20 protein-coding genes are annotated in these 22,388 nt (G+C 44.5%); 12 read left to right on the forward strand and 8 right to left on the reverse strand.

Translation table 11 applies throughout. The features are described from left to right. Nucleotides 1-84: 84 nt before the first annotated feature. Nucleotides 85-1,086 (forward strand): tRNA-dihydrouridine synthase, encoded by a 1,002-nt coding sequence (locus FCL48_RS07425; RefSeq protein WP_136871624.1) that lies wholly within the window; start codon nt 85-87, stop codon nt 1,084-1,086. Next, the gene (locus FCL48_RS07430; RefSeq protein WP_136871625.1) at nt 1,079-1,399 is read left to right on the forward strand and encodes a phasin family protein; all 321 of its coding nucleotides are present in this window, start codon (nt 1,079-1,081) and stop codon (nt 1,397-1,399) included. Before FCL48_RS07425 ends, FCL48_RS07430 begins: the two co-directional genes overlap by 8 nt. On the opposite strand, the gene murJ is transcribed toward FCL48_RS07430, so the two are convergent. Then, nucleotides 1,400-2,998, reverse strand: coding sequence for a murein biosynthesis integral membrane protein MurJ (murJ, locus tag FCL48_RS07435; protein ID WP_240744780.1), 1,599 nt, complete (start codon nt 2,996-2,998; stop codon nt 1,400-1,402). A gap of 282 nt (nt 2,999-3,280) precedes the next feature. On the opposite strand from murJ, the gene fusA reads away from it, so the two are divergent. Together fusA and FCL48_RS07445 are read left to right on the forward strand one after the other, a co-directional pair. Beyond that, the gene (gene fusA / locus FCL48_RS07440) at nt 3,281-5,344 is read left to right on the forward strand and encodes an elongation factor G (RefSeq protein ID WP_136871626.1); all 2,064 of its coding nucleotides are present in this window, start codon (nt 3,281-3,283) and stop codon (nt 5,342-5,344) included. 12 nt (nt 5,345-5,356) lie between these two features. After that, nucleotides 5,357-5,869, forward strand: a complete 513-nt coding sequence (locus FCL48_RS07445; protein ID WP_136871627.1) for a molybdenum cofactor biosynthesis protein B — start codon at nt 5,357-5,359, stop codon at nt 5,867-5,869. Between the two features lie 253 nt (nt 5,870-6,122). Here FCL48_RS07445 and purM read toward each other — a convergent pair whose 3' ends face one another. Beyond that, nucleotides 6,123-7,175: a phosphoribosylformylglycinamidine cyclo-ligase gene (gene purM / locus FCL48_RS07450; protein ID WP_136871628.1), complete on the reverse strand. Its 1,053-nt coding sequence runs from the start codon at nt 7,173-7,175 to the stop codon at nt 6,123-6,125. Between the two features lie 193 nt (nt 7,176-7,368). On the opposite strand from purM, the gene FCL48_RS07455 reads away from it, so the two are divergent. From FCL48_RS07455 to FCL48_RS07465, 3 genes are all read left to right on the forward strand, one after another. Then, nucleotides 7,369-7,569: a DUF2065 domain-containing protein gene (locus tag FCL48_RS07455; protein WP_136871629.1), complete on the forward strand. Its 201-nt coding sequence runs from the start codon at nt 7,369-7,371 to the stop codon at nt 7,567-7,569. A 206-nt stretch (nt 7,570-7,775) separates the two neighbouring features. Then, nucleotides 7,776-9,158, forward strand: coding sequence for a magnesium transporter (gene mgtE, locus FCL48_RS07460; protein ID WP_136871630.1), 1,383 nt, complete (start codon nt 7,776-7,778; stop codon nt 9,156-9,158). 27 nt (nt 9,159-9,185) lie between these two features. Then, nucleotides 9,186-10,295: a S1C family serine protease gene (locus tag FCL48_RS07465; RefSeq protein WP_136871631.1), complete on the forward strand. Its 1,110-nt coding sequence runs from the start codon at nt 9,186-9,188 to the stop codon at nt 10,293-10,295. Between the two features lie 48 nt (nt 10,296-10,343). Here the strand turns inward: FCL48_RS07465 and FCL48_RS07470 are convergent, their stop codons facing one another. Further along, nucleotides 10,344-11,390, reverse strand: a complete 1,047-nt coding sequence (locus FCL48_RS07470; protein WP_240744781.1) for a hemolysin family protein — start codon at nt 11,388-11,390, stop codon at nt 10,344-10,346. 154 nt (nt 11,391-11,544) lie between these two features. On the opposite strand from FCL48_RS07470, the gene FCL48_RS07475 reads away from it, so the two are divergent. After that, on the forward strand, nt 11,545-13,062 hold the full coding sequence (locus FCL48_RS07475) for a leucyl aminopeptidase (RefSeq protein WP_136871633.1): 1,518 nt from the start codon (nt 11,545-11,547) through the stop codon (nt 13,060-13,062). A gap of 198 nt (nt 13,063-13,260) precedes the next feature. On the opposite strand, the gene FCL48_RS07480 is transcribed toward FCL48_RS07475, so the two are convergent. Further along, nucleotides 13,261-13,476, reverse strand: a complete 216-nt coding sequence (locus FCL48_RS07480) for an RNA-binding S4 domain-containing protein (protein WP_136871634.1) — start codon at nt 13,474-13,476, stop codon at nt 13,261-13,263. A 761-nt stretch (nt 13,477-14,237) separates the two neighbouring features. Between FCL48_RS07480 and FCL48_RS07485 the strand changes: the two genes are divergently transcribed. The 3 genes from FCL48_RS07485 (at nt 14,238) to FCL48_RS07495 (ending at nt 17,534) form a co-directional block, all read left to right on the forward strand. Next, complete coding sequence (locus FCL48_RS07485; protein WP_136871635.1) at nt 14,238-14,741, forward strand: hypothetical protein; 504 nt, start codon at nt 14,238-14,240, stop codon at nt 14,739-14,741. Nucleotides 14,742-14,997: 256 nt separating this feature from the next. Continuing rightward, nucleotides 14,998-16,275, forward strand: coding sequence for an O-acetylhomoserine aminocarboxypropyltransferase/cysteine synthase family protein (locus tag FCL48_RS07490; protein WP_371418668.1), 1,278 nt, complete (start codon nt 14,998-15,000; stop codon nt 16,273-16,275). Between the two features lie 203 nt (nt 16,276-16,478). Continuing rightward, nucleotides 16,479-17,534, forward strand: a complete 1,056-nt coding sequence (locus FCL48_RS07495; protein ID WP_169309123.1) for an ATP-grasp domain-containing protein — start codon at nt 16,479-16,481, stop codon at nt 17,532-17,534. Between the two features lie 218 nt (nt 17,535-17,752). On the opposite strand, the gene FCL48_RS07500 is transcribed toward FCL48_RS07495, so the two are convergent. After that, on the reverse strand, nt 17,753-18,358 hold the full coding sequence (locus FCL48_RS07500; protein ID WP_371418669.1) for a superoxide dismutase: 606 nt from the start codon (nt 18,356-18,358) through the stop codon (nt 17,753-17,755). Nucleotides 18,359-18,784: 426 nt separating this feature from the next. Between FCL48_RS07500 and FCL48_RS07505 the strand changes: the two genes are divergently transcribed. Continuing rightward, complete coding sequence (locus FCL48_RS07505; RefSeq protein ID WP_136871639.1) at nt 18,785-20,440, forward strand: PAS domain S-box protein; 1,656 nt, start codon at nt 18,785-18,787, stop codon at nt 20,438-20,440. A 49-nt stretch (nt 20,441-20,489) separates the two neighbouring features. Here the strand turns inward: FCL48_RS07505 and FCL48_RS07510 are convergent, their stop codons facing one another. The 3 genes from FCL48_RS07510 to FCL48_RS07520 form a co-directional block, all read right to left on the reverse strand. After that, complete coding sequence (locus FCL48_RS07510) at nt 20,490-20,909, reverse strand: hypothetical protein (RefSeq protein WP_136871640.1); 420 nt, start codon at nt 20,907-20,909, stop codon at nt 20,490-20,492. A 120-nt stretch (nt 20,910-21,029) separates the two neighbouring features. Then, a complete protein-coding gene (locus FCL48_RS07515) occupies nt 21,030-21,824 on the reverse strand; it encodes a DmsC/YnfH family molybdoenzyme membrane anchor subunit (RefSeq protein ID WP_136871641.1) in 795 nt (264 codons plus the stop codon). After that, complete coding sequence (locus FCL48_RS07520) at nt 21,821-22,387, reverse strand: 4Fe-4S dicluster domain-containing protein (RefSeq protein ID WP_136871642.1); 567 nt, start codon at nt 22,385-22,387, stop codon at nt 21,821-21,823. The genes FCL48_RS07515 and FCL48_RS07520 overlap by 4 nt, the downstream gene beginning before the upstream one ends. Nucleotide 22,388 lies beyond the last annotated feature (1 nt).

Below are 22,388 nucleotides of genomic sequence, written 5' to 3' on the forward strand. Positions count from 1 at the left end.
GCCATGCAGCTGTTTTGGCATGCATTTAACATTATATGCGGTGTTGTGGCCTGATTTGTTTATTCTTTTCCCTTTGATTCTGTTGTGAAAATTCGAAATATTGATATCTGGCCTCCTGTAGCCCTTGCTCCTATGGTTGGGTTATCCCATAGTGGTTTGCGATCGCTTGTCCAGGCTATTGGCGGTGTTGGCCTTCTTTTTACTGAAATGCTTGCCGCGAAAAGATTGCCAAATGACAATCCTGATTGTTCACCGTTGCTTAGGAGAACAGATATGGAAAGGCCTCTTGTGTACCAGCTGGTTTCAGGGGATCTCGAGCACATTGGTCCGGCTATTGAAAAACTCCATCGCCTCGATGCTGATGGGGTTGATCTCAATCTTGGTTGCCCTGCGCCCATTCAAAAAAGACAGGGGGCGGGTTCTGCTCTTGCCTTGAACCATCCTCAATTGTCGAAGATTCTCAAGGAGATACGAAATAAAACAGAGCTGCCACTTAGTGTGAAGATACGTCTTGGCACCCGGATTGATGATAATAGTCTTGCAGATACCTGCAGGTTTTATGAAGATCAGGGGGTTGATCTTATCACGGTTCATGGCAGGCTTATCGGAGAAAAATTCTGTCGTAAACCCAGATGGGACGCAATTGCGGCGGCGAAAAGAGCGGTTTCCGTTCCTGTATTCGCAAATGGTGGAATTTTTTCTGTATCAGACGCAAAACGCTGTCTGGAGATGTCCGGTGCGGACGGATTGATGATTGGAAGGGGAGCTGTGGAGCAACCATGGCTCTGTGGAGAAATCAGCCATCATCTCTATAATATCCCTGAAAATCTTGGAGATGTAAATAAAAGAGATGTATATATAGAATATATCAGACTGCTGGAAACACGTTTCCCCGTTGAAAAAAGACTGGGACGATTAAAGCAGTTCACCCGTTACTATTCGAGAACTTTTACCTTTGGCCATCATTTGGCCAGTACAATTCAAAGTTCTGAGTCAATGACTGAGGCGAGTGAAAGGGCAGAACAATTCTTTTTGTCAACCACTCAAATGGAAATAACACATTGTATGAGGTCTGAGCATGTTTGAAACTATAAAAAAAGTTGCTTTTACCGGAATGGGGCTCGCTGCGCTGACGCGGGAAAAAGCTGAAGAACTCTCAAAAGATCTTATTGCTAAAGGAAAACTCACCGAGCAGGAAGGAGAGAAGTTCGTTCAGGAGCTGATAGTACGTGCCGAAGAGTCTAAAGTGGCTCTCAAAGAGCAGACGGAGAAAATTGTCAGTTCCGCGCTCAGTAAGATGGATCTTGCCAAAGCTGCCGACTTGCAGCAGTTAAAAGAGGAGATTGAAAAGCTCCGAAGAGAAATAGATGTGCTGAAAGAACACATTCCACCATCTTGATTATTGGGGGGAGTGTTTCTTGCCAAATTTAGCCATTATCTTCTCTATAAGTAAGTTCATTTCACTGAGCTTTAGAAGGTGCAGCAGGGCTAAATAGCACAAGCCACTGACGAGAAATATCAAAATCAGGGAGAGTAGCTGGCCGGGCAGGTTGCCGGTCAAGTACGATTGTAGCTGTGGTCTCAGCAGGAGCACAGTTATGCAGAGACCGCTACAGGCCAGGCCGATCTTTATGACCCCTTTGATAAGAGCCCAGAGGGGATAACCTCCCATGCTCCTGTACAGCACTGCCATTAAAAAGATAAAATTTATCAGCATGGTGCAGGAAGTTGAAAAGGCAATTGCCAGATGCTGAAATCGGTCGATGGTAAAAGAGACAATTACAATATTACAGGCAACTGCAATAAAGCTTGCGATAACAGGATATTTTGTTTTGTCCAGAGCATAAAAAGCAGGGACGAGTACCTTATTGGCCGAATATGCAAAGAGGCCAATGGCAAAGAATGCCAGAGTATTTGCAGTTGCGGTGGTGTCAAACGAAGTAAAGGCGCCCCGCTCATAGATCATTCTGATAATCGGTTCAGACAGCATCATTAACCAGACTGTCGCTGGCAGTGTCAAAATAAAGACCATGGTAAGAGAAGAAATCATGGTCTTTTTCATCTGAGAAATATTTTTTTCTGCCGCCTGTTTTGCCAGTACCGGAAGCATAGCTATGCTGAGAGCTACACCAAAAACTCCTATGGGTAACTGGACAAGCCTGAATGCGTAGTAGAGCCAAGATACTGCCCCATCTCCGCAGGTTGAAGCGAAGTTTGTGTTTACAAAGATGGTTATCTGGGTGGCCGAAAGCCCGATTGTGGCAGGTATCATCAACTTAAGTATGCGATGAAGGCCAGGGTCGCGGAGGTTGAAGGTTGGCCTATATCTAAAACCTGTTTTCGCAAGCGTGGGGAGTTGCATGCCCAGTTGCATCACTCCACCTATCAGTGTTCCTATGGCCATGCCAACAATTGCAGGTTGTCCGTACCTGGGTAAAATGTAGGCGAGGCTCACTCCTCCTACTATGGAACCGAGGTTGAAAAAACTAGACGCCATTGCAGGGATAAAAAATTTTCCCTTGGTATTCAGCATTCCCATGACCACAGCAGAGAGAGAAATGAACACGAGAAAGGGCAGCATGATGCGAGTGAGCTTTTCTGCAAGCTCAGTTTTTCCGGGGGTAAGGGCAAAGTCCGGTGCAAGCAGGGTAACAAGTGGCCCTGCAAAGTAAATGGCAATAAGGGTGAGCAGGCTCAGCAGGATGAGGAAAAAAGTGAGAACGTTTGAGGCAAGCCGGTAGGTCTCTTCTTTAGTTCTGGTCGTGTCGTATGCTGTGAAGATTGTGACAAATGCTGCGGAGAGGGCTCCCTCACCAAAGAGATCTCTGAGGAGATTTGGGATTCGGAATGCGACAACAAAGGCATCATAGGTCATCCCCGCGCCAAAAAGGCCCGCAAAAACCTGTTCTCTAATGAGACCGAGGACTCTGCTGCACATGACTGCAATTCCTACCGCTGCAGCTGATTTTGCTATTTTTTTCTTGTGGGTGTCTGTCAACTGATTGATCCGCCGGAAATGGAAAAAGGGTATAAGCTCGACAAAGATACTCCTAATGTTGAGATTATGCCATAAAATCCTGTTATTATTTCAAAGTCAGTTCTCCTTTTTTAATATATTTAACGGAATCAATAGTCAGCCCTTATTCTTTCTTGACTTTGCAAATTGAAACTGAATATATGAGTATTGTCGTTCATCTACACGAGTGTGGAAAGATCGAGTGAAGGTCGCATTGTAATTTGGATAGAGCATTGGTAATTCTAATCGTTTGAGGAGATAAGAATGCAGGAAACAAATATAGTCCGGAATATAGCAATTATAGGTCATGGAAATTGTGGTAAAACTTCACTTGCAGAGGCAATGTTGTTTACTGCCGGAAAGATCAATCGTCTCGGAAAAGTAGATGAAGGCACCTCAGCAATGGATTATGAGGTGGAGGAAATTAACCGTAATATCTCAATTAATACTGCCTTTCATAACTATAAATGGAATAAGCACGATGTCTATCTCATGGATACCCCAGGGGATGACAATTTCCTCAATGATACCATGTTCGCAGCCCATGTAGCGGATGGTGCATTGTTTACTATTGGTGCTGTGCTTGGAGTTAAAGGACAGACGATCAAGTTTGCCAAGATTATAAAAGATCAGGGGCTTCCAACAGTGATTGCGATCAACAAGATGGATCGTGAACGCGCTGATTTCAGAAAGACCGTAGCCGAAATTAAGGAATTGCTGCCAATTAAACCCGTTGTCATTCAATTGCCCATAGGTGAGGAAGAAAACTTTAAAGGTTACGTCGATGTTGTGACTGAAAAAGCATTTCTTTTCGATGGAGACAAGGGGCTGGTGACACCAACAGAGTTTCCTGCCGATTTGGTCGACGAGGTCGCAAATTTACGTGAATCGTTGATGGAAAATGTTGCAGACAGTGATGATGACCTTATCGAAAAGTTTTTAGAAGAAGGGGAATTGACCACCGAAGAAATTGCAACCGGTCTTAGAATCGCTGTAAGAAAGGGCCTGCTTGCACCGATCTGTGTATGCTCAGCGACCCATAATCAAGGTACGGCGCCTCTTCTTGATGTCATTAATGATCTTATGCCATGCCCGTCTGACAGACAGCCTGTTACCGCTACCATTGAAGGCAAGGAAGAGCTGGTTGAAATCAAGCCTGAGGCTGATCAACCATTTGCTGCACTGGTTTTTAAGACCATGGCTGATCCATATGCCGGACGGTTGACTATTTTCAGGGTGTTTAGCGGTGTTTTAAAAGGTGATTCTTTCTATAATCCCAATAAAAAGACCAGTGAAAGGTTTGGCCAGTTGTATGTTATGGAAGGAAAAGAGCAAAAAGCTGTAGACAGTGCAGGTCCTGGTATGATCATTGCCGTAGCCAAGTTGAAAGAGACGACGACGGGTGATACGCTTTGCGATGCTTCTTTCCCTGTGATTATTGACTCTCCTGAGCCCTTAAAACCAGTTATATCTTTTGCTGTGAGTGCTCAGAAAGGTGATGAAGAAAAAGTATTTTCATCGATCACGAAAATGCTTGATGAAGATCTGACACTCAGTCTTACCAGGCAGCCACAAACCAAACAGGTCCTGCTCTCTGGTGTCGGCAAGGTTCATCTTGATGTCGTTGGTTCCAGAATTAAAAGAAAATTCGGCGTTGAAATGGAGCTGAGCACTCCGCGGATTCCGTATATGGAAACTATTCGTAAGTCTGCAAGAGTACAGGGGAAACATAAGAAACAAAGTGGTGGTCGCGGCCAGTATGGTGACTGCTGGATCGAGATTTCTCCTCTGCCTGGTGGAGGATATCAGTTTGAGGATAAAATTGTGGGTGGTGTTATTCCACAGCAATATCGGCCGGCTGTAGATAAAGGTATCCAGGAGGCAATGGAGAAAGGTGTTCTCGCCGGTTACCCTGTAATAGATGTAAAAATCGCCTTGGTAGACGGATCGTTTCACAATGTTGACAGTTCTGAAATGGCCTTTAAGATTGCCGGTTCACTTGCTTTTAAAAAGGGTGCTCAGGAGGCAGGACTTGTTCTGTTAGAGCCATACATGAATATGGAAATAAGAGTGGGCAAGGACAATGTTGGTGATGTCATGGGAGATCTTAACTCCAGAAGAGGTAAGGTGATGGGCATGGATTCTATTGATGGCCTGGAAATAATTAATGCTCAGGTTCCACAATCCGAAATTTTACTCTATGCAACAGATCTGACCTCAATGACAGGCGGTCTTGGAAGTTTTAGTATTAGTTTCTCCCATTACGAGGAAGTCCCAGCGCAGATAGCCGATAAAATTGTTGCCGAGGTTAACGCTGAAAATGCGTAAGTGGTAAAGTTGATGAGATCTACACCTGGCCATTACACATTCGCCGTCGTCACCATGAGTGACAAAGGTGCGAGGGGGGAGCGTGAGGACACCAGCGGCGCCTATCTCAAAGAGACACTCAGCGCTGAAGGTTATGTTTGTGTAGACTATCTGGTTATTCCAGATCAGGTAGACGTTATTGTGAAATCTCTGGTCGAGCTTGTCGACAAGAAAGGTGTGGACCTCATTGTCACCACAGGTGGAACAGGGGTCTCTCCGACCGATGTGACCCCTGAAGCGATGGATAGGGTGTTTGAAAAAGATATTCCGGGAATGGCTGAAGCAATGCGCAGTGCAAGCCTTGCCAAAACTTCAAGAGCCATGCTTTCAAGAGGCCGGGTCGGCATACGAAAAACGAGTCTTATTGTTAACCTTCCGGGAAGTTTAAAGGCCTCACGGGAGAATCTCGACGTGGTACTTCCTGTACTTGAACACGCTCTTGAGAAAATCAAAGGTGAAACAAGTGACTGTGGTGCGGTCGAGTAGTGTATAAATGGGTTTCTTGTTTCTTTTCTGCAGAAATCAAGGAGTCAGCATACTGCTGTTCCCCTGTACTGTATGAGGAACTGGTAACTTGGGGGTGTTCGTTATCTTGCCGTAGTCAAAAACCGCAATGAAATTCGCTTGAAAAAGTAAAGGCTGCTCTGATATCAGAGCAGCCTTTACTTTTTGTCTCTTTCGACTGGCCGCTTTTGACCAGGCAATGGATATTTAAGACAGTGCTGTTGTTAGATGCGGGTTATTGTATTACAACCAGATCAGTGGCATCTTCTGAGTGGTGTGATATTTCGCCTATTATGCTCGCAGTCTCGCCCAGAGCCTGAAAATGGTGACAGATGTCATCTGCTTTCGCCTCATTTACAATAACCATAAGGCCAATCCCCATATTAAATGTGCGATACATTTCCTCTAAAGGAATTTCGCCCCGTTTCATGAGGAAATTGAAAATTGGATGTCTTTTCCAGGCGGTGCTGTCGATTACTGCTTTACAGCCTTTTGGCAGTATTCTAGGAATATTATCTATGAAACCGCCTCCGGTATTGTGCACCATCCCATTGATGGGAAAATTTTTCAGCACATTTAAAACCGATTGTACATAGATTCTGGTTGGTCGAAGTAATTCTTCACCCAGAGTGCAGCCCAGTTCACTATAATATTCGTTTACTGCAAGATTGTTATCGGTGAAGCAGACTTTTCGAACCAGAGAATATCCGTTGGAATGAAGGCCACTTGAAGCAAGGCCAATAATTTTATCTCCGGAACGAATATCCGAGCCATCAATGATCGCGTCACGATCGACAATGCCGGTTACAAATCCTGCAAGGTCATAATCTTCATTTCTGTAAAGACCCGGCATTTCTGCAGTTTCTCCTCCGACAAGGGAACATAATGACTGTTTGCATCCCTCTGCGATACCGGTCACAACTTGCTTTGCAATTTCAAGGTCAAGTTTGCCAACCGCAAAATAATCAAGAAAACAAAGAGGTGTTGCACCGCCTACAATGAGGTCATTGACACACATTGCAACAAGATCGATACCGATGGTATCATGTCTTTTGCAAAGATGGGCGATGGCAAGCTTTGTCCCGACGCCATCGGTCGAATTCACGATGACAGGCTTTTTGTATTTCGTTGTGTCGATTGCGATGTGTGAAGAAAATCCTCCAATTCCACCAAGCACACCCCGTTGGTGGGTTGATGCAACAATTTCTTTAATTTGCTCAACAAATGCGTTGCCCTTATCGATATCGACGCCGGCCTCACTGTATTTTGACTGTGTAGGTTTTGTCATGTTTTTGTAGGTTATGAGGAGTGCTTTCTAAAAATGAAAGAGATGAAAACGTTATTATCAGTTTTCCTATAATATTCAGAGGTTCATCAAAAAGCAATGCAATTGAACTCTGAAGGAACAATCAAATGCTACAAATGGGTACAGAATAATCTGTGCATTGAAAAATTTGAAACCTTTTGTTAGAAGGCTCCCTATGAAACTCTTTATACTACTCATCGGATTGATACTGGTACTCGAAGGTTTACCGTATGTCGCAGCCCCTGAAATAATGCAGGACTGGCTTAAGAAACTGAGCACCATGGAACCAGGTAAGCTCCGTGCCATGGGACTTATTGCCATGCTTACAGGTTTGATTATCTGCTTTGTCATGCAGAAAACAACTTTGTTTATCTAGAGCTGAGCTTCGTCAGATGAAATCTGTATTTTCTAAAAATGCGATTTCTTGATGGTGTCTTTCTGAGCACGGTAGTTCAGGTTGAATTATTTTTTAGGGTAAGAGTAAATAGGCTCGATATTCATTCTTGAGTAGGGTAAGCATCTTGTAAGGTTCCTCATGGGTGATCCTTTAATTTACTTAATATTTTTTTCGTCGGTGCTGCTATGGAAGGTAAGGTTAAAAAAGAGTTAGTCGGTAGCGAAGGGATGGTTATCCTTGACATGGTGCGCCGTCTTAACAGACGGGGCGCGATGGAACACCTGTCCAAACTTATTAATAAAACCCACCCTGCTGATATGGCCTGGGTGTACCGATATTTGAATGATGCCGAAAGGGAAGCGGTTTTCAACCTGATTGTTAAGCTGAATTTTGTTGGTCCATTCCTCAGTGAACTTGACACTCTTCTTGTTGCAGACCTCGTAAAAGGCCTGACCCCTCAGTATATGGCAAGTATCGTCGCTGACATGCCGTCAGACGATGCTGTTGATATCCTCGAAATTCTGCCCGAAAGCATTGCCGACGACATCCGTATGCATATGGAGCAGGAGGACCGGGATGAGGTAGAAGAGTTATTGCAATACGATCCAGAGAGTGCCGGTGGTCTTATGTCTCCGGACTTTATGTGTCTGGATGAAGAGCTGACGGCAGGAGACGCTATCGGCAGTATTCAGAAAAGAAGCGAAGAAAAGGAGATGGTGTTCTATCTGTATTTAACCCATGGCGAGCATAAGTTGTCTGGAGTCATTTCTCTGAGAGAACTACTCATGCACCCCGCCGAAAAGAAACTTCGCGACATCATGAATCCCAATGTTATTTCTGTGACCACGGATACCGATCAGGGTGAAGTTGCCCACGTTGTATCCAAATATAATTTCCTGGCGGTGCCAGTGGTCGACTCAAATTATACTCTGGTTGGAATTGTTACCGTTGACGATATCATTGATGTTATTCGTGAAGAAGCCTCCGAGGAATTTCTGCAGATGGCCGGTGCCGGTAAGGATCGGGAAATTCTCCTCAAATCAACAAAGGAGAGTGCTTTTATACGTGCTCCATGGCTTTTTGCGTCATGGATTGGTGGTATAATGGCGATGTTAATCATTGGAGCCTTTGAGGAAGAGCTTTCCAAGGTTATAGCCCTTGCGTCTTTTATTCCCATTGTCGTAGGAATGGGGGGCAATATTGCAACACAATCTTCAACTATTGTGGTGCGTGGGATAGCCACAGGCCGGATTAATCTGGAAGAATCTTCCAAGGTTGTTTTTAAAGAAATGCGGGTCGGTCTGATTCTGGGTCTTATTTATGGCCTGTTTCTTGGTGTCATCGCATTTTTTGGCTTTAGAGATCCGGCTCTTCTTGGAGTTGTTGTCGGTATTTCAATTTTCTTTTGTATGGTGATGGCGGCAACCCTTGGAACCATTATTCCGCTTATCCTGAAACGTTTTGATATCGATGCCGCCATTGCAACGGGGCCTTTTGTTACCACTTCCATTGATATTCTCGGGGTGTTGATGTATTTCTGGGTGGCAAAGATTTTTCTGCATCTTTAATGGATACAAACCCGGCAGAGGCCTTTCATGACCATCAAAACCTCACCGATCACTTTAATTGTGATTCTTGGGCTGCTTGTCTGGCTCCTTGTAGACCCCATTGAACGTTTTTTCCCTCCAACAGAAGTTGTCCCACGACCAGTCACAGCAAGAGGCGAACTTGCTGCGGATGAAAATAACACGATAGAAATCTTTCGGCAGAATTCGCCATCGGTGGTGTATGTCACCAGCATTGCCCTGCGGCGGAGTCTTTTTTCCTTTAATGCTGTGGAAATTCCCCAGGGAACCGGTTCAGGTTTCATCTGGGATCTCAAGGGGAGAATTGTCACCAACTATCACGTTATCAGTGACGCCAACAGGATTGAAGTTACTATGGCGGATAATTCTACCTGGAAGGCAGTTTTGGTAGGCGTTGCACCGGATAAAGACCTTGCTGTTCTGCAACTTATCTCATTGCCCAGCAAACTCAGGCCCATTGCAATAGGGGAGTCTGATAACCTGCTGGTCGGGCAGAAAGTTTTCGCCATTGGCAATCCGTTTGGTTTTGATCAGACAATCACCTCCGGAATCATATCGGCTTTGAACAGAGAAATTCAGTCCATCACCGGAAGGAATATACGAGGTGTTATCCAGACAGATGCAGCTATTAACCCAGGCAATTCAGGGGGGCCTCTCCTCGACAGTGCAGGGCGTTTAATTGGCGTAAACACAGCAATATACAGTCCTTCTGGTGGGTATGCGGGCATTGGTTTTGCGGTACCCGTCGATACCGTCAACGCAATTGTACCTCAGATCATCCAGCACGGGAGAGTTGTCGAACCTGGTATTGGTGTTACTTTTGTTGACAAAAGGATTGCACAACAGCTTGGGGTTGAGGGGTTGCTTATCTTGCAACTGGCGGAAAATGGTCCCGCGGCTCGTGCGGGACTACAGGGAACGACACAATATCGGGGTGAAATTATCTTGGGCGATACCATTCTAGAAATTGACGGGGTGAAGGTTTCAAGTGTTTCCCAACTGCAAAGCGAAATGGAACGTCACGGACTCGGCGCCGAAGTTGAATTTACTATCGCCAGGAACGGAAACGTGAGAAAGGTTCTACTTCGTCTTGTTCCAGTGAGTGAACATACCTCCTGATCCACCAGTAAAAACCTTGCTCCCTTCAATATAAGATGTATTTGCCGTCTAATCCTCTTCTTGAGGACGGGCTTCAATGTTCTGGGCGCGAGCCAATTCCCGCATATCCTGGGTGTTATCCGTTTCATCGATAATCTCCCATCCGACAATCTCTTCAATAACATCTTCAAGAGAAATAACCCCTGTCATGGTGCCATATTCATCGACTACGACAAAAAGATGGGTTCTTCGATCAAAAAAATCGACAAGGATCCGGTTCAGCGGGGCGGTTTCAGGGACAAAATGTGCGGGTATTTTAAAATCGGCAAGAGATACATCTTTGTCTCCGTCTGCTGCAGCCCGCAGAACATCTTTTAACATTATGATGCCAGAAACATTGTTTGGCTCTTCATGGTAGACGGGGATTCTGCTGTGACTTCCAAGTTTTTTTAGGAGTTCTATGGCTTGGGAGACTTTGAGGTTCTCATCCATTGAAAAGGTTACGGTCCGTGGAGTCATAACCTGACGGACAATTTTTGCTTTGAGGTCGATGATGTTATTAATGACTTTTTCCTCATTTTCTTCCAAATCCCCCGATTCTCTGGAGAGGCTTGCAATGGTCTGCAACTCTTCTCCTGTGATGGTATCTTCCGATCGTTGGGGTAACAGCCTCGTTATGGACCTGCAAAGCCAGACAATGGGTTTTAGAATAAAAACCATCCCCTGTAAAGGGTAGGTGATCATAGGCGCAAGTCTATAGGCATAAGTTACGCCGATGGTTTTAGGTAGAATTTCTGAAAAAAGAAGTATTGTAAGAGTGAAGAATGCAGAAAAGAGAATCAGATTTTCATCCCCAAAGAGTCTTGAGGCTGCAGCACCGGCGACTGCAGCTCCGATGGTGTTGGCTATTGTGTTAAGAGTCAGTATGGCGGTGATCGGTTCGTCTATGTCTGCTTTGAGTCGCTGGAGATGTTCGGCGGTCGCGTGGCCGCTTTTTTTCAGCATCTCCACCTGGCTTGATGATACAGAGTATAAAACAGCTTCACATACAGAACACAGGGCGGAAATGACAATAGCAAGGGAGACGGAAACCACTAATGTTTGAAGCAAGGACATTCTTTTTTATGAAGGTATAGGGTTTGTAAAACAATTTGACCTGTAATCTCTACAGGCACTCAACGAGTACATCTTGGCAATTAGTATTTACAGTTATATATTAGATTATTAAATAGTCGATGTTTTTAAAATAATTATTCTTTCAGGGTTTGATATGAATGTACCTAAAATTGTTGTGTTCGGCAAGAATGTCTCGGAGTTTAAGGGTGATTTACTTGTAGCCTTTGTTGCTGCTGATAAAAAAAATAAGTTCATCTGTGACGATTATGTCGCCACGGTTCTTAAGCAGTTTGCAGGTCAGGCTGACTTTGAGGCAAAAAATGATGAACAACTTCTTTTGTATGCACCATTTTCACAGGATAAAGCTTTTTTAAAGGCGAGCAGACTTCTTCTCATCGGACTTGGAAAAAAAATTTCCAGATTAAAGCCTGAAGAACTGTTTGAACGGTTGCGGGTCGCCGGTGGCAATATTGCAAAAGTTTGTAAAAAAAATAAGCTATCAGAAATCGGTCTCTGGCTCCCTGAGGTAAAGGGTGTCGAAGAGGCGATAATGGCACGCTATTTGGTTGAGGGTGTTGGCCTTGGTGTGTATGAGTTTTCAAGTTATAAAAAAAAGGATGAGGACGAGTATCAGGGACTTAAAAAGATCGCACTGGTAAATGTAAGTGATGAGCAGGTCGTAACCGGTGAGGTAGAACGTGGTCTCAACAATGTGCGGGCAACCCAAACAGCAAGAGATATGGCCAATGAGCCAGGGAACCGGTGGACACCAACGCATTTCGCGCGGTTTGCAACAGATTTGGCCAACCAATACAAGTTGAAATGCACGGTCATCGAAAAAGGAGAAATGGAAGAACTTGGGATGGGTGGAATTCTTGCCGTAAACCAGGGTTCACATGAAGCTCCTAAATTGATCATCCTTGAGTACAGTCCTGCAAAACCCGAAAAAACCATCATGCTGGTCGGAAAGGGTCTTACCTTTGATTCTGGAGGTATCAGCTTAAAACCTGCTCAGGGAATGATGGATATGAAGTATGATATGTGTGGGGGAGCAGCAGCACTTGCGGCAATGGAAGCTGTGGCCAGGGAAAAACCATCGGTTCGGGTTATCTGCCTTGTTCCCTCAACAGATAATATGAACGGTGGGGGAGCGATTAAACCAGGCGATGTTATCACCCATTATGGTGGGGTAACCGCTGAGATTGAAAACACAGATGCAGAAGGGCGACTTATCCTCGCCGATGCCCTTGCCTATGGCATTGAAAAGTACAGCCCTGATTTTATCATCGATCTGGCAACACTTACGGGAGCAGTTATTATTGCTCTTGGTCATCATTTTACCGGTTTATTGAGCAATAACAAGACACTGACCAAAGCCCTGAAGGATGCGGCAAGCCTGGCCGGTGAACCTGTATGGCAACTGCCCCTGCACGAAGCTTTTGCAAAACAGATTAAATCAGAGGTCGCTGATATTAAAAACACTGGCGGGAGACCTGGAGGAACGATTACAGCTGCTGAATATCTGCATACATTTGTCGGTAAAACGCCCTGGGCTCATCTGGATATTGCAGGAACAGCCTGGGATTACACGAGTAAGAGTTACATCCCCAAAGGTCCCTCAGGTATTGCCGTGCGAACGCTCATTGAGTACATACGCAAGGTTGGAGCATAGTCTCTTGCTTCCATTCTCTTGATTTTTTCAGCTGACAGGTTTTCTACCATGTCCCAGACACAGTCCGGTCTTATCTGGGGCATGGTAGAAAAAATGGAGTGGAACCGCTGTGCAATATTCTGCTCATTGATAATGGCCAGTCGGTCTCTGGCTGTATGTCTGCACTCGGCCCTGTGAGCTACCGGGATACTGTTGTGACTAAATGTTATGTACGACCCGGGCCTCCATATTGGATAGAGTCACAACGTCATTGTGCTGAAGCTGTCTGCCGCGTCTGGTTTCTCGTTCACCGTTAACCGAGACTTCACCCTCCTGAATTCTGATTTTTGCCTCAATGCCGTCCTGTACCATATCGGCAAACTTGAGAAACTGTCCTAAACGAATGGGAAGTTTCTCGACGATTATTATCTTCATGGCTCGATGTTCCTGTTTTTGAAAAATATTCATAATTGATTTTTAAGTATAAAATCGAGTAAATTTTCTCAGCTCTCAGTTGATCTATCTTTTGGGGGCTGCCCCCGTAACTCTCTAATTCCTATCTCCCCGGCCTGCAACGTAGATTTCCTTTTCAAGGTAAAGATTTTAGATGAGGCTACCTGTGGTAAAAATAGTCAACAGTTAATTAAGTGACATCATTTAACGGATTCTTATGGATATCTCGAGTTTCAGCCGGGCGGGTAACGCCGACAATACTTTTAGAAAAGCATCAGAAATAACTAATAAAATTGTCACAGGTGAGGTATAATTCTCCAATTTTGTGGATCTCAGCCTTGGCAAGAAGGGTATCAGCCTGATAGTTGGCGATGAGCAAAGATATTCCGCTCAGCGACTGTTTTGCTATATGTTGCTCCCGATCTGGTGGTTGAATATTCGTTATTAAAATTATTTGCTTGATAGTTTTGTCTTATATGCTGCAGTCACCAGGGTTTGAAGTAAAGGGGGAAGATGTCTCTTGTGTATTGTTTACCCCAGAGGAGTGTTCTTAGCTTTTTACTTCTAACCTGGAAAGTTGAGTAGAAATGTTTTAAAAACACAAGGATGTTGACTGATTCCTCTTGCTTTGTTGTGACTTTTCTTCAATAATAGTCGATTAATGATGAGAAGCGAAATGAAACCCTGCAGTTTTATGTTGTTACAACTGCAAGATTTAATCTAATTTTAGGGGAGTTTTGATTATGCAAATTATGACGCATTGTAAAAAACTGGGATATTATTGCTGTGTACTGTTATTGGCAGGGCTTATAGGTGGATGTGCATCGCGGTCAAACAAATCCATGGAGCCCATGGGTGACAGTCAACTGGCACCAGTAGCCACTATGGTTGAGAGCTATGGTGATATCGAACTGCCTATTGAAATGGTTCTGGATGCAAATAAAAGTATGGCCATGCGCACGGATTCTTTTCAGGGTGGTATCCACGTGTATAAGGGGAGGGTTCAGGTCTCTTCACTTCGCGATTACATCATTGCATCAATGCGTAATAACAAATGGAAACTGGTTGGTGAGGCTTCCTATAACAATGTAATGCTTGCCTTTACCAAGCCCAATAAGACCTGTATGGTCGTACTTGCAGATTCTGCAGCTGGTGCTCTTGGAAAAACCCAGGCGAATTTTTATGTCACCATGGATGTTGCGGCTGCAAACCGCCTCAATCCTTTTGGGGAACCAATAAAACAATAATTTCATTTACTTGAAAATGGCTGGAAGTCTTTTTTAATGTAGACTTTCAGCCAAACTGTTGCTTTCTGAATTCCAGATCTTTTTTTTATTTCCCACCGTTTTTCCCGCCAGAAACGCATTACCTTCTTGATATCTTTGTTGAAGAACTTATCTCTTATCGTTCAATGTTTAGATTTACCCGGATAAGGTTTGTTGTAATTTCTCTTTTCAATGAGATTATTTAACATACACAGATACATATTTATGCAATGGTGAAATAGTGAGCAGTGAATGGAGCATTGAAACGAAAGCGGTTCAGGCAGGATATAGCCCTAAAAACGGTGAGCCACGGGTTATGCCTATCGTCCAGAGTACCACCTATAAGTACGATACCTGCCAGGGGATTGCTGACTTATTTGATCTTAAAGCCGCCGGGCATATGTATTCGAGAATCAGTAATCCGACGGTGGAAGTGTTTGAAAATAAGATGGCCCAGCTCGAAGGTGGAGTTGGTGCCCTGGCTTTGTCCTCAGGGCAGGCAGCATCGACCATAGCCGTACTCAATATATGTGAGGCTGGCGATCATATGGTGGCCCTGTCAACCTTATATGGAGGGACGTTCAATCTCTTTAAACATACCTTGAAAAAACTGGGAATTGAAGTGACCTTTCTTGATCCGGATCTGCCGGTTGAAGAGATAAGGGCAGCCTTCAAGAGGAACACCAAGCTTATCTTCGGTGAAAGTCTCTCTAATCCCGGAACAAAAGTTTTAGATTTTGAAAAATTCGCGGCCATAGCCAAAGAGATGGCCGTTCCTTTTATTGTCGATAATACTTTTCCCACCCCATATCTTTGTCGTCCCCTTGAACTTGGCGCAGATATTGTCATCCATTCAACGACAAAATATACCGACGGGCATGCAACTAGTGTTGGCGGCATGATCATTGACGGCGGAACCTTTAACTGGAGTAATGGCAAGTTTCCAGGTTTAACTGAACCCGATGATTCCTATCACGGCCTCAGATACGTAGAAGCCTTCGGCCCCTCCGCTTATATCGTCAAGGCGAGGGTGCAATGGGTGCGTGATGTTGGTTGTTATATGTCACCTCAGAACGCCTTTCTTTCCAATATGGGCCTTGAGACCCTGCATCTCAGAATGGAACGGCACAGTGACAATGCCCTGGCCCTTGGCCGGTTTCTTGAAAAACATGAGAAGGTGACCTGGGTAAAATATCCGCTCCTTGAAAGTGATCCTAATTATGAATTATGTAAAAAATACATGAAGGCGGGTAGCGGAGTTCTTACTTTTGGCGTTAATGGTGGTAGCGTAAATGCCGAGAAGGTGATGAATGCACTTACCCTAGCTGAAAAAGTTGTCCATGTTGCCGATGTTCGTACCGGTGTCCTCCATCCTGCAAGTATGACCCATAGGCAACTCAGTGAAGAAGATCAACGTAGGGCAGGGGTGTTGCCGGAACTGATCCGGGTTTCCGTTGGAATTGAATCCATTGATGATATTATTAAGGATTTTGACCAGGCATTGCAGCAAATCTGAGGCTTTCCGCAGTACAAGGCTCCGATCATATAACAAAAATGATATTGGAGCCTTGTGTTTATTTCTTTCAATTAATCAACCATCTCCCTGCAATGTTTATTTTTGACGCGCCGTATATCTCTGATGTAGCCGTAAATTATTTGCTTGAATCCCAGCAACCTGTTTTCCAGACCGCATTCTCTCAAACACTTTTGCCAAAAGGAGTGAACGAGGTTTCTTGCTCCCAGGCAAGAGAGATCCTTGCCAAGAGTCGTTACAGCTGGCTCTATACCAATAGTGAAAATGCCATTGCTGCAATTGTTGATCTTTTAGGAAAAGAATCAGAGGTGTTGAAAAAGGTAGAGCTCTTTAAAGACAAACTGAAATTTAGAGTAGCCACTTCTCAGATGTTTCCTGATATTTATTTTAAGGAATTTGGAAGAGATGAAATTGGTGCGCTGAATTTTTCAGAGATAGCCCAAGCATTTATAATAAAACCTACTGTTGGGTTTCTCAGCGCGGGTGTGTACCGGGTCAATAGTGAGATAGAATGGTTCGAGGTACAAAAAGAAATCCTTGAAAAAACCGATGTAGTCTCCGCCTCATTTCCAAAAGAAGTTCTTGATGGCAGTAAATTTATAATTGAATCGGTGATAGAGGGAACCGAGTATGCCATTGATGCATATTATGATGATGATAACACCCCGGTTGTGCTCAATATTTTAGAGCATAGATTCAACGGCGAGCATGATATGGGTGATCGACTCTATATCACCTCCGCAGAAATTGTTACTACGCATCTTGATGCCGTTGAAAATTTTCTTCGTCAACTCGGAACTCTTCTTGATTTGCGGGGAGTACCGCTCCATGCTGAAATCCGAATAGATCAACATGGAACTGTGAGGCCGATCGAAATCAATCCTCTACGTTTTGCAGGCTGGTGCTCAACGGATATTGCCTTGTATGCATTCGGAATAAATGTGTACGAGTATTTTACAGAGAAAAAGCGGCCTGTCTGGTCTGAGATTTATGAGGTTAAAAAAGGGCTCCAATTTGCTATGGTGATTGTGGAAAAAAGATCTCCTGTGGCTGATGGCCAGATGTTTGATTATGAAGCGCTTACGAGTGTATTCTCTTCTTTTCTTCACTTGCGTCCGATCGACTACCATACCAAGCCCCTCTTTGCCTTTTTATTTTTACAGGTTGATGAAAATCACACAGACGAACTTGATATGGCACTGAATCTGGATCCTCAGGGTTTTATCCGCCGTGTTGAGTAGAGCTTTTTTATGTGCCGGGTGATTCAGCGTTGTTTCTTATTCCCAGTTGTTCTTTGTTCTATCTGCTGCTCAAGGTAAAATACTATTTGCCTATCTATTCATTGGAGTGTTGTTGGTTTTTGCCAAACCTTTGCATATTGGTGACAGGAATTTGATAGAAGACCGTCAGTTGTCTGAAACTGACCAACCACCGACTATCAAGTCGGTGGTTGTGTAGTTTAAACCACAGCTTCGTAATTTTCGTTGACCTTATGCCAATTGATAACATTAAAAAATGCCTCGATATACTCTGGTCTCCTGTTTTGATATTTAAGATAATAGGCGTGTTCCCATACATCTAAGCCAAGGATGGGCTTTTTCCCAAGGCTCAAAGGGCTGTCCTGGTTGGGTGTTGTAATTATAGCAAGGCCACCCTGCTCAGCGACAAGCCAGGTCCAGCCGCTACCAAACAACAGTGCTGCGCTGTTGGAAAATTGTTTTTTAAAATTGTCAAAATCGCCGAACTGTTGAACGATCGCGTCTACAACTGGTCCTGTTGTCGGGACGTCTTTTTTAAGGATTGGCCAAAAAAAAGAATGGTTTGCATGGCCGCCACCGTGGTTTCTCACAGCTGTTCGTATTTGTTCCGGAACTTCTGATAAATTACTCACGAGCTGATCCAGACTAAGCTCAGAAAGCGCGTTGTGATTTTGTAATGCACCGTTTAACTTATCTACGTAGGTCTGGTGATGCTTGGTGTGGTGGATCTCCATCGTTTTGCTATCAAAAAATGGCTCAAGAGAGTCATATGAGTATGGTAAATCTGGTAATTTATGGTTCATTATATTCTCCCAAATAGTACTTTAAACATGCAACGAAATACTTTTCTTTTAGATCACATTTAATCTCGACGTAGACATTCTCTCTGCAAATGCTATGTTCGGGATAATTGACTACTACGATGTGGCAATTATGTTCATTTGTCAATAAAGTGAAAAACTATTTATTATATGATTTCAGGAGATAGAGCGGTGTTTATGTTTTCTCTTATTACATTTGTACGGCATTCAAAATAGGACATAAAAAGGCTCAAATAGGACCTGATACAGTTTTTTAGCTTGCAAAAGCACAATAAAAAGTCTGGTTCAGAACGGATTTTTCTTAAAGTATCTGCGGCAGATATTCCGGTCAGATGGTACAAAATAATATTTTAAAGTAGAGGAGATCTGCTCAATGGAATACAGGACGGTTACTTTTAGAGGAGTCGGTTGGTGAAGAAACTGCTCAATCACATACTGCAGGAAATGGAACTCTTCCTTGTGAAATGGACAGAATATATGGAGGAGGCGGGTTATCTTGAGCATACTACGGCTAAAAAAGAGGACTGTATCCTCAGTCTTCGTGGCCTTATTGAACCGATGTTATCCCTGCTTGAAAATGACTCACCGTCTCTACGTTTTTCTTCAATTTTGCAGAACAACAGGGAGCTGGCGTCTTTTCTTGTACAGACCGGCAGGCGCCATCAGGCGCGGGGCCTGCAGGCTGAAATGTTTTTTGGCTGTTTCAAGACGCTGGTACACGCGGTGGAAGATATCATTCTCCATTGTGATTATGACGACGGCGAAAAGCTCCAGAGCTACATGACGTTTCGCAGGATTGTAGATGCTATTGAGACAATCACCATAGCGGAGTGGGAGAACCCGACCCTTGATACCAGACTGGATACTCTGGCGGCAAAAAATCGAAGTCTCACCTTAGAGAAAAACAAGTATGAAAATATTTTTGAGGCGACCTCCGATCTTGTTCTGGTAATCAATGATGCCGGGACGATACTTGAGATGAATGTCGTTGCCAGAGAATATTTTGGTACGAAATGCCTCGGCGATAGAGTGTTTCGCCATATTGAACATGCCGACTATGATCTGGAAATGTTTCTCCAGAGATACCCACACAGTCGGAGCCATGAGTTGCGATTGAAAGACAGTCAGATCAGTTACTCGATGGTTGTTGTCCCCCTCAAAAAAGTGTCTCTTGCCTCTGCTGGCTATGTCATCATTCTCAGCGATATAACCTCGATCGTGGACCACAGAAAACAGCTGGAGCAAACTGTCCTGGAACGAACGGAGGCCCTGCGCCAATCAGAGCAGCTTTTCAAGTCACTTTTTTCTTCAGCCGGTGAGGGTATCCTCCTGGTGGATACATCCCTGAATATTGTCCAGGCAAATGAAAAGGCCACTAAGATGTTCGGTATAGGCCGTGGCCAGATCAAGGGCAGGAGCTGTGTACGGATAATACACCCGGACAGTATAGACAGCTTTCTTGAGGCATCATCGATAAAGGATGGAGAGGTCTGGCACGGAGAGGTAAATTGCATTTGTGCAGGTGAAGACATTTTTCCAGCCAGTATAACGGTTAATAAGTTTTTTCTGGGTGGCGACGTTTTCCTTCATATTATTGTCTGTAATATTACTGAGCAGAAGGCCATGGAAAGTCATTTGCGGGACGAGAAAACAAAGGCCGAGGAGATGAATGTTACCTTGAAAAATGTGATGAAAGCAATAGATCGGAATAAAGAAGAGTTCGAACTTTCCATAACCCAGAAAATCACCACCAGCATTATTCCATCCCTGCAAAAACTGGCTTCTGAAGAAAATTCTGAAATTCGCGATATGTATATGAAGATACTGCGTGATCAGCTGGCGGGCTTGACCAAATCTGCCAACTCGATACGCAATGAAGACATCATTCGTCTGACAAAGTCGGAGGTACAGATTTGCCAGATGATCCAGTCTGGCTCGACTTCCAAAGATATTGCCGATGCCATGTCAATCTCCCTGGAAACCGTACAGACACATCGCAAGAACATTAGAAAGAAACTTGGGTTGAGTCGAAAGGGTGTAAATCTTTATTCTTATCTAAACAAATAATCTGCAGTTAGATGTCCTGCGGTTTTTGCGAGAACCAACAAGCAGCGGTTCACCTCTCCGTCGCCTTAATTGTAAGAGCCTTTTCAAATATCTCTGTAGCATCTACTCCTGCGCAACTTGATTTGCTTATCAGGGAAAGGCGGATTGACATTTTGTATGTACCAGCCTTCATCATCTTCAGCTGAATCGCCGGGAAACCGGGGAGTATTTCCGGTTTGGCACCTGCAGGGTATTCGAGCAGATCAACCAGAGTTGAGACGGTATAGCCTGGCGGGAGGGTTTTGGGAAAAAGGGTGAGATGGATAAAATATGGTTCGCGGGCATAGGCCTTATCCTCGCTGGGAGCAAGGGTAACGGTATATGGCTCATGGGTTACGGGAGAGACGACCTGTGGCCTTGCAATGACCGGGGATGACATATAAAGGCTCCAACAAAGGATAACTGTCAACAGGGGAGTTTTTCCAATCATCTTTCTTCTCTTTAAAATAAACCGGAAGACGAGCTGTGATAGGCTGTCCTCCGGTAAAGGACCTCATCTGTAACCAGACATTTCAATTTTTTAACAATGGTTCTTGAAATATCGAATGTATTATAGACCGCCAATGTTGCTTGCAGCATGTACCGTTTCTTGAAAAAAAGCCGCCCGTCCCAAAAGTTCTCCGATGAGAATGATCAACGGCAACCAGGGTGGAATGTCCTTTATTTTCCAGATCAGAAGCAATGGTAGAACCAAACCTATAACAATTCGCCCCCAATACAAGGGTGATTCGATCCAGGCCTCCGCCGTTTGTGCCATCACGGTGCCTCCGGACAGCCAGATACAGGGCACTATCAGGTAGACAACCAGTCCAACGATCAGGCTGACGGTCAATATTCTGCAAAGCCAGGACCTATCTTCTGAAGGGGTGAACCAGGCGGAAAAACTGGTACCCAGAAGAAGGGCTGTGAGCAGGAAGAAGACCATGGGGAGGGCGTTATTGAGCGCCGGATACCCCGGAGGTGCGTACGTCATCCCCATAAAAACCAGGGTAAGTAAACCAACCAGGGCCGTGAGAAAGGCAACCAGTCCGCTCTTTTTCTCTTTTTCCGTAAAAAAGCCAAAAAGAGCAAGACAGAGGAAAATACTAACGCCAAGTAGCTCCCATGAAAGCCAGGCTGTGCTTAAATGCTTCAGAGCCGTATAGGCCTGCAGGGGGTGGCCAAGGTGGAAAAAGGAAGCGACCATACCCGTTACCAGAAAGGCGAGTACTATTCCCCATTGCCTGCGGCCTTCGCCGATGAAATCATCACCGGCAATCTGTCTGCCACTATTCATTATCGTAAGTCCAATTGCTGTCTGACTGAGGACGCTGAACAGCACCAGCGGCATTTCTATATTACTCATATGTCTTCCCTCCCGATAACTTTTGGTAACTGCGGTACCACGAATCGTACCGATGGGTTGAGTTTTTCGTGCTTGGGAAACCCTGGAGGATATTGCACCGTATCCGGTCTGTCAAACGTTGCCAGATCGACAATCTGAAGGGCTTCCACCGGACAGCTCTGGACGCACTGGGGTTTAAGCCCAGCATCGACCCGCTGCCAGCATAGGCTACACTTCTCGGCTTTTTTCTGTTCCGGGTTATAGCGAGGTGCTCCGTATGGGCAGGAGCGAATACAGTTACCACAACCGATACATTTATCCTGCTCATGGACGACAATGCCATCTTCCCGCTTATAATACGCCTTTACCGGACAGACATTCAGACAGGTTGGATTTTCACAATGGTTACAGGCAAGTGAATAAAAAGCGCGTTCGTGATATGGGTAAATCTCTTCACTTATAGGATAAACCTGTCGCCAGACAACAGTCTCAGGTTGATGGTATTGGTTCTTGCACGCCATAGCGCAGGTAAAACAGCCGATACATCTTTCTGCATCGATAAAAAAACCATAATGTTTCTTCATG

The organism is Desulforhopalus sp. IMCC35007 (assembly GCF_005116575.1).
Classification (GTDB): Bacteria; Desulfobacterota; Desulfobulbia; order Desulfobulbales; family Desulfocapsaceae; genus Desulforhopalus_A.